Raw genomic sequence first — 16,246 nt, 5'->3', positions numbered from 1 at the left:
GAAATAAAAATTCGGGGGAATTGATTGAGATGAACATTAAAGAACTTTTTTACAAGCCATTAGATCGTGCGATTAATGGGGTCGTAAAAGCAGACCAGAATGACAATACCACGGTTTATCAGGAACTCGATGAGTATGTGGTCACCAATGAACTGGAAAAGCATTTTCGGGATTTCTTCCAGTCTTATGGCACAGACCTGAGCGATCCTTCGATTGCCAACCGTGTCGGCGTATGGATTTCAGGCTTCTTTGGTTCAGGTAAATCACATTTCCTGAAAACCTTGTCGTATATTCTGGCCAATAAAGTGGCACGTGATTCGCAAGGTAACGAGCGTAGCGCCTCAGAATTCTTTGATGAAACTAAAATCCGTGATGCGTTTATCCGTGCCGATATTGGCAAGGCGGTCAGCCATCATGCCGATGTCATCCTGTTTAACATCGACAGTAAAGCCAGTTCAAATGATGACGGCAATCCGATTCTGAATGTGTTTTTACGCGTGTTTAACGAGTATCAGGGTTTTAGTGCTGACCATCCACATATTGCACATATGGAACGTCACCTGAGCCAGAAAGGTGTCTACGAACGCTTTAAACAGGCGTTTGAGGAATCCAGCGGCATGTCCTGGCTAGAGGAGCGTGACGGCTATCAATTCTATCAGGATGATGTTGAAACCGCGATTTCCCAAGCCCTCAACTTATCTGCTGAAGCTGCGCATAAATGGTTTGAGGATTCTGAGCAGACCTTTAGTGTTTCGGTCGAAAACTTCTGTCAGTGGGTGAAAGAATACCTGGACAGCAAAGGACCCCAGCAACGCATGTTGTTCTTGGTCGATGAAGTGGGGCAGTTTATTGGCAGCGATACCCGCTTGATGCTGACACTGCAAACCATTACTGAAAACCTGGGTACGATCTGTAAAGGCCGCGCTTGGATTATCGTGACCTCACAGGCAGACATCGATGCTGTTTTAGGTGAGATGTCTTCTTCCAAAGCCAATGATTTCTCCAAGATTGCTGGACGTTTTAAAACCCGTTTATCGCTGTCCAGTTCCAATACCGATGAAGTCATCCAGAAACGTTTATTACGTAAAACCCCAGAAGCTGAAGCATTGCTCAGATCAGTGTTTGAGCAAAAGGGTGATATTCTCAAAAATCAGATTACCTTTGACCGTTCAGGCCCAACCCTCAAGAACTATGAGGGTCCAGACAGCTTTATTCATAACTATCCTTTTGCGCCGTACCATTTCCAGCTGGTGCAAAAAGTATTTGAAGAAATCCGTAAGGTCGGTGCGACCGGTGCACACCTGGCCTATGGTGAACGGTCCATGTTGGATGCGTTCCAGATGGCCGCGAATGCGATTGCTACAGATGAAGTCGGGGCACTGGTTCCTTTCCACCGTTTCTATACTTCAGTGGAAGGATTTCTGGATACAGCAGTGAAGCGTACCATCGACCAGGCAGGGCAGAATAAGACCCTGGATGGTTTTGATGTGCAGATGCTGCGTACCCTGTTCATGATCCGCTATGTCGATATCATCAAAGGTACCTTGGATAACCTGGTGACTTTGTCGATTGAGAAAATTGATGAAGACAAGCTGGCATTGCGCAAGCGGATTGAAGAAAGCCTACTGCGTCTGGAAAAAGAGAGCCTGATTACTCGTAATGGCGATGAGTTCCTGTTCCTGACCAATGAAGAACGCGATATCACCCGCAAAATTAAAGCCACAGACTTAGCAGCTTCAGAAGAAAATAAAGAGTTAGCCAATCTGATCTTTAAAGATTTACTGAGGGATCAGAACAAATACCGCCATCAAGCCAACAAGATGGACTATCAGATTGGTCGTTTCTTGGATAGCCATAGCCTGGATGGCAAGTATGAGAGCGATTTGAAAGTTGAAATCATTTCTCCACTGGATACGGAATACAACCTCTACACAGAAGCTTACTGTATTGGTAGAAGTACTCAGGCCGAAGGACAAGTGCTGTTTAAACTGGCAGACGATAAACAGTTCTTTAATGAACTGCGCACCTGGCTGAAAACCAATAAATTTATTCGCTTAAATGATGATGGCACTCAGTCTGATATCAGCCGTATCCTGGCAGACCGTGGCCGTGAGAACCAGGAGCGTAAAAAACGCCTGCGTGCCCGGGTCGAAGAAATGTTGCTGGACGCGGAAAGTTATGCCTTGGGTCAACACCTACAACTTTCATCTTCAAGTCCAACCACCAAGCTGGATGAGGCTTGTCGTTATTTGCTGGAAAACACTTATACCAAACTGAGCTATCTGCAAGTCTATCAGCAGGATGCCTGGCGTGAACTGAACGCTGTTTTGACTGTGGATGATATGGCGCAGTTAGGCCTGTCACTGAATGGTGGGCAGAGTAATCCAAAAGCCATGCAGGATGTCGAACAATACATCTCGCTGCGTGCAACCGGTACCGAACGTATTCTGGTATCTGATGTGGTGGATCGTTTTGCCAAACGTCCTTATGGCTGGCCAGATGCCGAGATTTTACTGCTGGTAGGTCAGCTGGCGGCAATGGGTCGGATTTCTCTGCAGTTAAATGGCGGCAGCTTACAGTTAAAAGATGCCTTTGAGCCTTTACAAAACAGCCGCCGCCGCCGTGATGTGTCGATCATTAAAAAACGCCAGACTGATGATCAGGTATTGAAACAGGCACGCCAACTGACCCAAGAACTGTTCTCGGCCATGGGACCAGCGACAGAGAAAGAGCTATTTGAATTTTATACCAAAAACTTTAAAAATTGGTTAGCCAACTTTAAGTCGTATAAGAGTAAAACTGATGTTGGGCAGTTCCCGGGCAAGAAAGTGATTGAAAAGTCGATTCTGACTTTGGAACGTCTGCTGGCGAATAGCGACAGCTTTGATTTCTTTAAGGCCGTGGTCGAGAACAAGGACGACTATCTGGATCTGGAAGAAGATTATCGTGACATTCATGAATTCTTTAGTAATCAGATGCCAAGCTGGCAGCAACTGCAACAGGCCTTACGTCATTTTGAGAAAAACAAACAGGCGCTGGGCAGTGATGAGGTGGCAAAAAAAGCCCTCTCTGAATTACATCGCATTTCGACCATTGAATCACCATATGGTTTACTCAATAAAATCGCTGATTTGGTTCGCACTGTGGAAAGTGTCAATGAGCGACTGTTGAGTGAGAAGCGCAATCAGGCGATAGAGCACATTGATGACAAGATCAAGCAGTTAGAAGCCGAGATTAAAAACAGTGGCATCGCTAGCGCTGAGCTGAGTAACAAGCTATTACGCCCACTACAACTGCTGAAAACGGATATTGAAGTGGAAACTAGCCTGTCCACCATCTATATGCTGCAAACCCAAACCGCCGTCGAGCGTTTTGATGAAGCCTTGTATGAGTTGGAAAGCGAAGTTCAGGCGGAAATCCAGCGTCAGGCCAAAGCGGCACAACTGGCTCAGAGCAAAGCAGAGAGTGTAACCAACACTGCAACCGCCTCCAGCCCAGCTACATCAGCACCTGCTGCGAGTCCGGTACAGCCTGTGACAGCCGTAGTGCCACCGAAACCGGTGGTAGAAGTCGATGTCGCCAGCATTTACAGCAAAACCTCCAGCAGTGTCTATTTGGAAACAGAAGAGTCAGTGGATCAGTTTGTAGACGCACTCAAAGCTGAATTGAAAAAAATCGTGAGTGATAAAAAGCGTGTGCGTATCCGCTAACTCGGGTTAGGGATATCGGCATCAGTCATTAATTAAAGGTTTAAAGATGAATACCAGTCATATTAAAAAATACGCACCGCAAGCACGAAATGATTTTATCGCAGCGATGCGCAAGCAGGCCGCCAAATACGGCATCACCGCAGACAGCATTTTACCGGCTGAACAGAAAGGCGACTTGCTGCTGATTGGCGATCAGGTTTTTCCGCTATCCGTCATGAAACCACGTGAGAAGCTGATCAAACGCATTCAAGCAACTAGCTTTGAGCAGACGATTGATTATATCGCTTACAGTTGGTTTAACCGGCTCTGTGCGATTCGTTACATGGAATGCAAAGGCTTACTGGATCATGGTCGCCGTGTACTGAGTAGTGCTGATGGTAGTGCAGGCTTGCCGCAGATTCTGGAAGAGTGTCTGGATATTGAGTTACCGGGTTTAAATGCCAGCCGTGTGGCTGAACTCAAGCTGGATGGCAATAAAGACGAAGAACTGTACCGGGAGTTGTTACTGGCGCAGTGTCATGCATTAAACCAAGTGATGCCACTCCTGTTCGAACAGGTGTCTGATGAATCTGAACTGTTATTACCGGATAACCTGACCAAAACTGACTCATTGATCCGTGATTTAGTCAGTAGCATTCCTGAAGAAGACTGGTCGGATGTGCAGATTATTGGCTGGCTGTACCAGTTCTATATTTCTGAAAAGAAAGATCAAGTCATTGGTAAAGTCGTCAAGAGTGAAGACATTCCTGCAGCGACGCAACTCTTCACCCCAAACTGGATTGTAAAATATTTGGTACAGAACAGTGTCGGCCGCTTATGGATGATGGCACAGCCTGATAGTACGCTTGCCAGTGAGTGGGAATACTATATTCAACCGGCTGAGCAAAGCGACGAAGTCAATGCACAGCTAAAACAGCTGATTGATGTGCGGATCAGTGAAGATGGCGATACTTTAAACCCTGAAAGCATTACGGTACTCGATCCTGCCTGTGGTTCGGGGCATATACTCGTTGAAGCTTATGATTGCTTAAAAGCAATTTACTTAGAGCGTGGCTACCGTAGCCGTGATATTCCACGTTTGATTCTGGAAAATAACCTGTACGGCATTGATATTGATACCCGTGCGGCACAGCTCGCCAGTTTTGCGTTGTTGATGAAAGCACGTGAGGATGACCGCCGTTTATTTAGCAATCCACCGAAGCTGAATATTATTGCGCTACAAGATAGTCAGCCTGAACGTTTAGAAGCATTTAGCCAAGATTTAGCTAGTGCCAATATTGCACAGACAGATTTAAGAGAATTACTGGATTTATTTAAAAACGCTTCAACCTTTGGTTCTTTGATTCAAGTGCCTGCAACATTCGCGAAGAAATTATCTGACTTAGAAAGCAAGCTGAATACAGCTTTGGATTCAGGGGATATTTTTGCGCAGCAGTCAGCACAGGAGCTATTACCTCTAGTACAACAGGCTAAATTACTCGGTAAGCAGTATGATGCCGTGATCGCTAACCCGCCGTATATGGGTGCGAATACAATTACAAACTTAAAAGAATTCGCTAAAGATTACTATCCTGATAGTAAATCAGACCTCTTTGCCATGTTTATAGAACGTGGTTTCGATTTTTGTAAAGAATCTGGTGCTAGTAGTATGGTAACAATGCAGGGATGGATGTTTTTAACATCATATCAAAACATGCGGGAAAAATTACTTCTAAATCATTCGATTTGGACTATGGCTCATTTGGGAGCCCGAGCTTTTCCAGAGATATCTGGCGAAGTTGTACAGACTGTAGCATTCGTAGGTCAAAAAAAACATATAGGGGGTGTAAAGCCGGCTTTCTTCAGATTAGTAGATAAAAATCATGAGGAAAAACAATACCTATTAAAAAATAATTTAAATCGCTTTGATACAACCATTCAAGAAGATTTCCAAAAAATACCATGTAGTCCTATAGCATATTGGGTAGGTAATTCTATACGTGATAATTTTGAGAAAATGCCAGCATTAGCGGATATAGCTAATGCTAAAAGTGGACTAACAAGCGGAGATAAACCTAGGTTTGTAAGAGAGTGGTATGAAGTCAATCATACTAAGATCAATTTTGTAGCCAAAAATAATCAAATTAATTTAAATAAATGGTTCCCACATAATGATGGTGGTACTGCAAGAAAATGGTATGGAAACAGAAATCATATTATTAATTGGGAAAAAAATGGATTTGCAATTAAACAGCAGCATAATTCTACCATTCGAAATCCATCATATTATTTTAAAGCTGGCGTAACCTGGACAGATATTTCGAGTTCTTTTTTTTGTGCAAGATTAGTAGATGAGGGCTTTATATTTGAAAATACAGGTTCTATGGTTTTTTCAAATAATTTAATAACAACATTAGGTTTATTAAATTCAAAAGTTGTTTTCTACTATATGAATCTTATGAATCCTACCTTACATTTTGGAGTTGGCGAAATAAATAAACTTCCATTTGATGTACAAGCAGCTAATGAAGAAAATATTAAGGTTTGTGTTCAATTATCTAAATATGATTGGGACTCCTACGAAACCTCATGGGACTTTACCCAAAACCCCATTATTCGTAGCCAACAGCCAAACTTAGAACTAGCGTTTAACACATGGCAACAGCAAAATGCGAAGGCCGTGGCTGAAATGAAACGTCTGGAAGAAGAAAATAACAAGCTGTTTATTGATGCTTATGGTTTACAGGACGAACTCACGCCAGATGTACCCGATGAGCAAATCACTTTAACCCGTGCCGACCGTGAAAAAGACAGCCAGCGTTTAGTCTCCTATGCCCTTGGCTGCATGATGGGACGTTATAGCTTGGATGAACCAGGTCTGATCTATGCCCATTCAGGCAATCAAGACTTTGATTCCAGTCGTTATCAAACATTCCCAGCCGATGCTGACGGTATTATTCCATTGACCGAAATGCACTGGTTTGAAGATGATGCTACATATCGTATCCAAGAGTTTTTAGATGCGGTTTGGGGTAAAGATAAGCTAGATGCCAATATGCAATGGCTTGCAGAAAGCTTAGATAAAAAAGCAAGTGAAACAGCTGAAGATACGATCCGCCGTTACCTCGCCAGCAAGTTCTATAAAGACCATATGCAGACCTATAAAAAGCGCCCGATCTACTGGTTATTCAGCAGTGGTAAACAAGGCGCTTTCCAGGCGTTGGTATACTTGCACCGCTATAACGAAAGTACCTTAGCACGTATGCGTACCGAATACGTGATGCCACTGATTTCCAAAATGTCCGCTATGGCCAATTCTTTGGAAAGTGAAATAGAAAACAGTGATTCTGCTGCTGAAATCAAACGAAAAGAGAAAGAACTACAGAACTTGCATAAGCAACAGGCTGAACTCAGTAGTTTTGAAGAAAAACTGCGTCACTATGCCGATCAGCGTATTTCACTGGATCTAGATGATGGGGTGAAAGTCAATTATGGCAAGTTTGGGGACTTGTTGGCTGAAGTTAAAGCGATTACTGGGGGTAGTGGGGAATAATCATGGAATTACAAAGTCTAAATAGTATTTTTAAAGAACGGATTTTACGAATTCCTGACTATCAACGGGGCTATGCCTGGACTACGACCCAATTGGAAGATTATTGGGAAGATTTACTACAGCTTGATCCTGAAAGAATACATTATACAGGTGTTATTACACTTGAGCCTGTGCCTGAGAAGATCTGGTCTAAATGGACAAATGATCAATGGCTTATAGAAGATTTGGATTATAAGCCGTTTTATGTGGTGGATGGACAGCAACGTTTGACTACATCAATGGTACTGATTCAGGCAATTATTGAATCAATACCAGCTGGTGAGTTAATTGCATCACAAAAAGTTGATAAAATTAAACAAAAATTTATTTTATTAAAAGCGGATGACAATATCCGGGAAAGTTATATTTTTGGCTATGAAAAAGATAATCCAAGTGATGAATTCTTAAGAACTCAGATTTTTGGGATGTATTCACACACCTATCAGCAACAAGAAACCCTTTACACTCGTAATTTGAAAAATGCAAAAGAGTTTTTTAAAGAACGGTTGGCTGTCTTATCACTAGAAGATAAAACTGCACTATATAAAAAATTAACTCAAAAATTTAAGTTCAATCTTTATGTGATTAATGACGAGATAGATGTATTTGTCACCTTTGAAACGATGAACAATCGTGGTAGGCCTCTTTCTAGTCTAGAGCTACTAAAGAATAGACTGATTTATTTATCAACACTTTTTAAAGACAATACGGGTAAAGACAAGCTGAGATCCAATATCAACGATGCTTGGAAAACCATGTATGAATATTTAGGAAAAAATTCAGATGTTCCATTAAGTGATAATCTTTTTCTTCGTAATCATTGGACAATGTATTTTAAGTACACGCGAAGAAAAGGTGATGATTACATTAATTTCTTGCTTAATGAAAAATTTAATGCGCGTAACATCACGCATCCTAAAACTGCAGAAGATGCTTTAAAAATCGAAGAGATCTCTGAATATGTAAAAAGTCTACAACAATCAATTATTTATTGGTTTTACATTCATAATCCTTCCTTTGATCAATCTGATAATCTAACCGATTTACAACGAAGCTGGTTAGATCGATTGGAACGTTTAAGTTTCCGTTCTTTTAAACCTCTAATTCTTTCTGCATTTGTTTCAAAGCAAGATCCGGTGAGAATTGTCGAGTTGTTGCAAGTAGCAGAGAGATATAACTTTACTTTATTTAATTTAAGTCAGCGTCGTTCAAATACAGGTGATACCGAACTTTTTGCTATGTCGAGAGATTTGTTGACAAGTTCCATAACAATTGAATCGGTAATAGAAACGATTAAAAAATTAATCAGCCACTATTATGATCCACAGAAATTTTTAGCCTATATTGATGAAAAATATGAGCTTGATCGAGATGGATTCTATCATTGGGATGGTGTTCGTTATTTTCTCTACGAACATGAACAATGGCTTAGAGAGAAAGGTAAACAATCAACAAATAAATTATCTTGGGATGTAGTTAAATCTAGCCAAAAGGATTGTGTAACCCTAGAACATATTTTTCCACAAACGCCAGATGATCCATATTGGTTGAAGCATTATTCTCACTTAGATGAGCAAAAACGACGATATTTAACTCATTCCTTAGGAAATCTACTTCCTTTATCCCGTGCTAAAAATTCATCATTGCAAAATGTCGCGTTCCCGTTAAAGAAAAACGATGATGATGGGGTCGGATATTACAATGGATCAGTATCTGAAAATGAAGTAAATACAAAACAAGATTGGACACCTAAAGAAATTAAAGAGAGAGGTTTAACTCTATTAAAGTTCATGGAGGAGCGCTGGGAAATCACGTTAGGTGATCAAGATTTTAAAGAAAAGCTACTTCATGTTGATAGCATCCCATTTCCTGTTGTAGTGGCAGAAAAAGAGGTGACTGCATGAATCTGGATCAGCTACAGAAGGGTCTGGAACAGGCTTTCTACACTGAAAATCACCGGATTGTCTTCTGGTACGATGCGGAACAATCTTTCAGTGATGAAATACAGGCGTTAAAACTGAAAGATGTCCAGATTCTGAATATGGCAGAAGAATCGAGTTTGGCGATCAAGATTAAACTGGAACTTGAGGATCAGGAGGGCAAATACTTGCTGTATTTTCCAAGTCCTGAGCCTGAAACCGAAAAAGACTGGTTACTGGACATTAAGCTATATTCTCGCAGCTTCTATGCCGATCGTTTCTCGATTATTTTCAATGAGCTGGGTTTACAGCAGCAGAGTCTAAGAGAACATCTGGCCAAACGTGAAGAGTTCCTCAAAGCCAAAGCGCGTCTGAGCACCTTAAAACGCTATATCCAGCCTGATGCAGATGCACAGGATCTGGATATGGCCATGATTGCAGCTGTGGTCAAGGCTGACAGTGCCGAACTTATGCATATCGTTCTGGCACTGGCAGATGAAATGGTACAGCAGAACCTGACTCTGGAAGTCAATCCAGACTCCTTTGCTGAACTGGAAAAATTCCAACTGGTGCCAGCTTTGGTCACCGCATTACAGGCGGAAATTGGTTATCCAGCATCGGTTGAAGAATTGAATGGGGAAGCACCATTCAAGCTCGGTACGTTCTTTATCCGTTTGATGAGCACAGGTTTCTGTGAAAGCCTGGGCGATATACCGCTATGGGCTCAAGAACTGGTGATGTCATCCGTCAGCTCCCGTGCGACGGCTAGAGCCTTTTTGTCGCGCTGGAGAGACAGTTCTAAATATTACCCAACCTTCGATACGCTTTCCCAGACCGTGGCGAATGCACTGCGGATCCAGGAGAAGGTCGGGGCCTTTGATCTGGAGCAGCTGCTGGATGTCATGACCTTTGAAGTGATTGAACAAAAGATCATTGTTGATCTGGCCAGCCAGATCCCTGCAGCAACCAAAGCTGAACTGGAACATTTCAGAACGATTATTTCTACCCGTCTGGATGGCTATTGGGCTTCCAAACATAAGGATGATGCAACACGCCGTAAATATCGCACTGTCTATACAGCGTTGCAGGCAGCGATTGAGCTGTTCAGTCTGCGACTACAGTTTGATGCCGGTTTCTATTTCGACTCTAGCGAAGCCTTGTATAAAGCCTACGAGCAGGAGCTGTATCGTTTTGATATGGCCTATCGCCATTACAGTGCAGCCTCTCAGCGAGCGCATGTCGATATCCTGAAAAAACTCGATGAAGAAGTCGAAAATTGCTATTCCTACTGGTTTATTGATCACCTGGCACGAAACTGGGGAGATCGGATTGAAGCTGAGCAACGCTTGAATGTCTGGAAAGTGGCAGATATCCCAAATCAGCAGAACTTCTACGATACCCACGTCAAACCCTTACTCAATTCTGCAACGAAACGCCGTATCGTGGTAATTATCAGTGATGCTTTCCGTTATGAAGGTGCGGTAGAGCTGCGTGATCGTATCAATGAAAAGCGTTATTCTGAAGCGACATTGTCTTCACAGCTGGGCGTTGTCCCAAGTTACACCACACTTGGCATGGCCTCGTTGTTGCCGCATCAGACTTTGGAGTACAAAGAGGCCGCAGGTGATGATGTTTTAGTAGATGGGCAGTCCAGCAAAGGGACTGCAGCACGATCCAAAATTCTGGCTGCCTATAATGGATTGGCGGTTACCGCTGAAACGGTAAAAGGTTGGTCGCGTGATGAAGGCCGTGAAGCACTCAAAGACCATGAGCTGATTTACGTTTATCACAACGTGATCGATGCTCGGGGAGACAGTGCCTCTACAGAATCAGAAACCTTTATGGCGGTGGAACATGCCATTGAAGAACTGACCGAACTTAGCCGCAAAATTTTAATGCACTTTAATATTTCCACCCTATTGATTACAGCCGACCATGGCTTCTTGTTCCAGCAAAGTAAACTGGAATCTGCGGATCGTTCAAGCTTGACTGAAAAACCTGCCAATACATTGAAGAGCAAAAAACGCTATGTGATTGGGCATGGTTTACCAGAGAGCAAGGAAGCATGGAAAGGCTCAACCCAAGCTACGGCAGGCACACTATCTGCGACTGATTTCTGGATTCCAAAAGGGGCGAACCGTTTCCATTTTGTAGGAGGCTCACGTTTCGTGCATGGTGGCATCATGCCTCAGGAAATCGTAGTGCCTGTACTAACGGTAAAACAGCTGCGTGGTGAAAAGGCTGGACAACGAACCAAGCGTAAAGTTGAGGTTATTTCTACCAAATCCACGCTGAAGATGGTCAATAACATCCAGAAGTTTGATTTGATGCAAACTGAAGCTGTCAGTGAGCTGGTCATGCCAGTGACTTTATCCATTGCCATTTATGATGGGGATCTCAAAGTATCTAGTGAAGAAACCTTGACCTTTGATAGCAGTACCGACTCTGTTGCGGAACGGGTAAAACAGGTCAGACTGTCATTGTCCGGTACTGATTTTGACCGTAAGAAAGATTACTTCCTGGTACTGAAGGACAAAGACCTGAATATCGAAATGCAGCGCTATAAGGTCACCATTGATCTGGCATTTACCGATGACTTCTTCTGATAACGAATTAACGATAGAGCGTAGCCTACATGGAATCTGCTAACGATAAAGAACTGGATCAGCTGCTGAATGAACACTTTGCTGGGCGGGTGGTACGTAAGGATCTAACTAAACTGATCAAAGAAGGGGCCAATGTCCCAGTCTATGTACTCGAATATCTGCTGGGGATGTACTGTGCCTCGGATGACCCCGAGATTATTGAACAGGGACTACGTAACGTAAAGACCGTACTGGCTGAGAATTATGTCCGACCGGATGAAGCCGAGAAGGTGAAATCCCTGGTCCGTGAACGTGGCAGTTATAAGGTCATTGATCGGGTTACTGTGAAGTTGAATGAGCGTAAGGATAAATACGAAGCATCCTTTAGTAATCTGGGCATCAAAGATGCTGAGATCTCGGCAGGCATCGTCAAAGAGTATGAAAAATTACTTGTTGGTGGTATCTGGGTCATTGCTACGCTCAGTTATTATTTTGAAGAAGGACAGACCAGCTCGCCATTTGGTGTCAGCTTACTCAAGCCGATTCAGATGCCCAATATGAATATGGATGAACTCTTCAGTGGCAGAGCAGCACTAAGCACTGATCAGTGGCGCGAGAGTTTAATCCGTTCGATCGGCATGGAACCAGCTTCGCTAAAAGAGGACGTGCAATGGCACCTATTAGCGCGTATGGTTCCATTCGTTGAAAATAACTATAACGTTTGTGAACTGGGACCACGCGGTACCGGTAAAAGCCATATTTACAAAGAGTGTTCACCGAATAGTATTTTAGTCTCCGGTGGACAAACGACTGTCGCCAATCTGTTCTATAACATGAGTAGCCGCCGTATTGGTCTGGTTGGCTTATGGGATGTGGTAGCCTTTGATGAAGTCGCCGGTATTTCCTTTAAGGACAAAGATGGCGTACAGATCATGAAAGACTACATGGCCTCAGGATCTTTTGCCCGTGGTCGTGAACAGATGGAAGCCTCAGCTTCGATGGTTTTTGTGGGTAATATCAACCAAAGTGTGGAATCTCTGGTTAAAACCAGCCATCTCTTGGCGCCGTTCCCTGAAGCCATGATTGATTCAGCATTCTTTGATCGCTTTCATGCCTATATCCCGGGTTGGGAAATTCCAAAAATGCGTCCGGAGTTCTTCACCAACCGTTATGGTCTAATCGTTGATTATCTGGCTGAATTCTTCCGGGAAATGCGTAAGCGTAGTTTTGCGGATGCCATTGAGAAGTACTTCAAGCTAGGGAATAACCTGAATCAGCGTGATGTGATCGCCGTTCGCAAGACGGTTTCTGGATTGATGAAGTTGCTCTACCCACACGGTCAGTTTAATAAAGAAGATGTACGCCAGTGTCTGGAATATGCGCTACAGGTACGCCGTCGTGTCAAAGAGCAGCTGAAGAAAATTGGTGGCATGGAATTCTATGATGTGCATTTCAGCTATATCGATAATGATACCTTAGAAGAACATTTTGTCTCAGTCAAAGAGCAGGGTGGTGGCGGACTGATTCCCGAAGGTCCAGCCAAGCCAGGTTTCTTATATACCATCGGGCTCAGTAATAAGGGCATGCCAGGCTTATACCGCTTAGAACTTCAAGTCACCAAAGGTTCAGGAAAATTGGCGACATCAGGCTTATGGAATTCAAGCAGTGCCAAAGAACAGGTCAAAATTGCTTTTGATTACTTCAAGGCCAATGCATCCAGAATATCGGGTGGCAGTAAGGTGCTGGAACATGACTTCCACTTACATGTGGTTGAATTACAGAATACCGGGCCGCTCAGCCATCTTGCCTTGCCAAGTTTAGTGGCTTTCGCTTCTGGCCTGTTAGGACGATCGGTACAAAGTCAGATGGTGGTACTGGGTGATATGAGCTTGGGTGGCTCTGTGACTCCGGTGGAAAGTATTGCCGAATGTCTGCAAGTTGCTTTTGATGCTGGTGCCAAGAAGGTTGCTTTGCCAATGAGTAGTGCGGCAGATATCCCTACGATTCCTGTGGAACTGTTTACCAAGTTCCAGACCAGTTTCTATGCAGATCCGGTAGATGCTGTGTTTAAAGCTTTGGGTGTGGATTAATTGTTTTATATAAAATTATACTCTGTTTTGATGAGAGAAAATAAATGGCGAAAGAAGCAAAATTTCGTGAAGACTCAGATTTAGCATTTCTACAATATCTAGATTATAAAGATCTTCAATTGTTAGCAGATACACTAATTAAAGATGTGGAAGGTACAGAGCAATGGACTGGAAGTTTAAAAAAAACCTTGTTGTCTAATATGAAAATGTATGAGACAGAAGAACTGCTCTACAAAAATAGCTGGAAAGCAATTGTTGCAGAAATTCAATTATTTGGCGGTGATACTTTCGTAAACCTGGTTAGGCGAAAAGGGGTAATATACAAAGAAATCCTGGGAGATGTTGCTAATAAAATTGATGTAGATTTTCATAAAAAAACTACCTCCATTGAGCAGCTAGAAGAAAGAATTCATCGCAAGTTATTTGGTAAAGTGATGTCACTTAATGACATTGAGAAAATGAACAATATATTGAAAGAAAAAGGCTATTTAGGTCTAACATCTTTGAAAGCTAAGCCGTTAAATACATTAAAAAAGAATAAAAAGGTTGGGTGGACTGCGAGTGGTATAGGTGGAACATTGCTCACAGGCTTAAATACGGCCGCAGTTCTTGCAACGAGGGTAAATCCATTGCTTGCAGTAGCTAATGCACCAGCAGTTGCAAAAGAGCTATCGGCACCAGCATATAGGGTAACTATTCCTGTGGTGTGTATTATTGCAATGCTACGTATCAAGTATCAGCAAAATAAACAACAACACGACGAGTTTTGAAAGGAAATCGTAAGATGTCAGATATGCTAGGGAAAACGTTTACTTATGACTTTGATAAGTTTTCGCCTGAACTTTTTGAAGCTTGGCGTAATAATCAAGTCGTATTTAGAGACGGTGTTGCTTATTGGAAGAAAGGCTTGGAGAAAGTTGGGATCATCCAGCATATTCCATTAAAGGAAGTCAGTTCTGTGAGTATGGAGAGCTTTGTTCAAGGGCTAGGCTCACTCCAGTCAACCTTACAAAGTACAATTGCTATAGCACAGACCATTTCTACAGCGTCATTGATGGTTGCAATGGTAATACAAACCCAAATTTTAGCTAAAAAAATTGATGCTGTTCAGCAAAGCGTATTAGCGGTGTCGAATCAAATCAAAGAGCAAAATATCCTTTTTTACACTGAAAAGACTACTGAATATCTTGGCCTGTTAAGAACTTTTAAATTGTTGTTAAACAATAATATCGAACTTAAAGATGTAAATGAGCTAGCAAATAATACCTTGGCAAGTTCTATTCTGCTGAGAAATCACTTGGTTTGTTTTATGGAAAATCTGTTTTTCCAAGTACAACACAAAAAAATTAGTTCGCCTGAGCATGTCGGTCAGATATTGCAATTTATTCAACAAATGATGGAGTTATTGCCAGTAGGTATGCACTTAGAGTTCATTCTTTCACATAGATTAGATCAGAAAGAATTTTCTCAAGTGTTAATAGAGGAATGTCATACTCAATATTCAAATTTACAACTTAATTACCGTGGTTATCTGAATGAAATAAACAATGGTTTAAGAGAGTACCGAATTAAAAATACGGAAGTTCCTTTTTTTGAACAAATCAAAATACCTGCTAAACAATTGCTAGAAAGTAGTCTTTACAGTGAATTGTTGGAAAAGCCTGCTATGGAAAAGTTATCCTATAGCCGCTAGTTGATGAAACAATTGAATAGCAATAACTGAATGGATTTCAGTTATTGCTATTAGAAAGATTAGGTGTGCCGTTGTTTATCATTCATGTCAAATAGTCGTTGAAATACAATTTCTGAAAATGGCAACTAATAGTGTCAAGATTGGCTTAGGTCTAAAGCAACAACGTTGGCCTGTAACAGAGGGTGACGCGATAAAGGTAATATAGATGGAATTGGATACTAAAGATTACAGTAGTAATCTTTAGTTTGTTAATACATGGCGAATTCAAACGTGAGGTACGACATTAAAGCTTGATGAAAATAAACAAACTTTATTATCGCTTATTGTAAAAAATCGGAATTCTATAATTTATAAGCCTTTTATAGTATGTTGTGGCGGTTATTACGGCTTTTAATTTGAGTAATATCCAACTAAATATTTTAGTTGTAGTTAGTTTCTTACTTTTGTAAAAAATGGGGTAAAGATTTTTTAAATTAAAGATATTGTTAGCTTTGACTCCAACTCTCAATACCGATTTTTTATTTGTAGATCTGCTAAATAGGTATCAAAGAATTAATTTAGTAAGCGTCCGCTGAATCCCATACCAATTTTTAATTCGATTTAGGTTTCCAGCAGTGTGGCAGTAACTCTTCAATCTGGGTCACTTTATGTGTCGGCAGCCTTTTCAGCACATCACTT

General features: G+C 41.9%; 7 protein-coding genes. All 7 read left to right on the top strand.

Features of this window, described 5'->3' with window-relative positions; translation table 11 throughout:
* Positions 1–29: 29 nt before the first annotated feature.
* From brxC to ACE01T_RS11670, 7 genes are read left to right on the top strand one after another with little or no spacing between them, the layout of a single operon-like run.
* Positions 30–3,710: a BREX system P-loop protein BrxC gene (gene brxC, locus ACE01T_RS11700; protein ID WP_395519314.1), complete on the top strand. Its 3,681-nt coding sequence runs from the start codon at positions 30–32 to the stop codon at positions 3,708–3,710.
* A gap of 46 nt (positions 3,711–3,756) precedes the next feature.
* Positions 3,757–7,242 carry a BREX-1 system adenine-specific DNA-methyltransferase PglX gene (gene pglX / locus ACE01T_RS11695; RefSeq protein WP_395519313.1) on the top strand — a complete coding sequence of 1,162 codons (3,486 nt, stop codon included), beginning with the start codon at positions 3,757–3,759 and terminating at the stop codon, positions 7,240–7,242.
* Positions 7,243–7,244: 2 nt separating this feature from the next.
* Positions 7,245–9,185: a DUF262 domain-containing protein gene (locus ACE01T_RS11690; protein WP_169025141.1), complete on the top strand. Its 1,941-nt coding sequence runs from the start codon at positions 7,245–7,247 to the stop codon at positions 9,183–9,185.
* Entirely contained in the window at positions 9,182–11,806 is a 2,625-nt protein-coding gene (pglZ, locus tag ACE01T_RS11685; protein WP_395519312.1) for a BREX-1 system phosphatase PglZ type A, read from the top strand. Before ACE01T_RS11690 ends, pglZ begins: the two co-directional genes overlap by 4 nt.
* A gap of 29 nt (positions 11,807–11,835) precedes the next feature.
* The gene (gene brxL / locus ACE01T_RS11680; protein ID WP_272363144.1) at positions 11,836–13,875 is read left to right on the top strand and encodes a protease Lon-related BREX system protein BrxL; all 2,040 of its coding nucleotides are present in this window, start codon (positions 11,836–11,838) and stop codon (positions 13,873–13,875) included.
* Positions 13,876–13,919: 44 nt separating this feature from the next.
* Positions 13,920–14,645 (top strand): DUF3944 domain-containing protein, encoded by a 726-nt coding sequence (locus tag ACE01T_RS11675; protein WP_395519311.1) that lies wholly within the window; start codon positions 13,920–13,922, stop codon positions 14,643–14,645.
* Between the two features lie 14 nt (positions 14,646–14,659).
* Entirely contained in the window at positions 14,660–15,568 is a 909-nt protein-coding gene (locus tag ACE01T_RS11670; RefSeq protein ID WP_395519310.1) for a hypothetical protein, read from the top strand.
* Positions 15,569–16,246: the final 678 nt, after the last annotated feature.

Source organism: Acinetobacter uliginosus (assembly GCF_044130295.1).
Classification (GTDB): Bacteria; Pseudomonadota; Gammaproteobacteria; order Pseudomonadales; family Moraxellaceae; genus Acinetobacter.
This window is presented reverse-complemented; position numbering and strand designations above follow the sequence as displayed.

Excerpts from the sequence above, each read along its gene's own strand:
- brxC (WP_395519314.1), top strand. The coding sequence starts at position 30 with ATGAACATTAAAGAACTTTTTTACAAGCCATTAGATCGTGCGATTAAT.
- ACE01T_RS11675 (WP_395519311.1), top strand. The coding sequence starts at position 13,920 with ATGGCGAAAGAAGCAAAATTTCGTGAAGACTCAGATTTAGCATTTCTA.
- pglZ (WP_395519312.1), top strand. The coding sequence starts at position 9,182 with ATGAATCTGGATCAGCTACAGAAGGGTCTGGAACAGGCTTTCTACACT.
- ACE01T_RS11690 (WP_169025141.1), top strand. The coding sequence starts at position 7,245 with ATGGAATTACAAAGTCTAAATAGTATTTTTAAAGAACGGATTTTACGA.
- brxL (WP_272363144.1), top strand. The coding sequence starts at position 11,836 with ATGGAATCTGCTAACGATAAAGAACTGGATCAGCTGCTGAATGAACAC.
- pglX (WP_395519313.1), top strand. The coding sequence starts at position 3,757 with ATGAATACCAGTCATATTAAAAAATACGCACCGCAAGCACGAAATGAT.
- ACE01T_RS11670 (WP_395519310.1), top strand. The coding sequence starts at position 14,660 with ATGTCAGATATGCTAGGGAAAACGTTTACTTATGACTTTGATAAGTTT.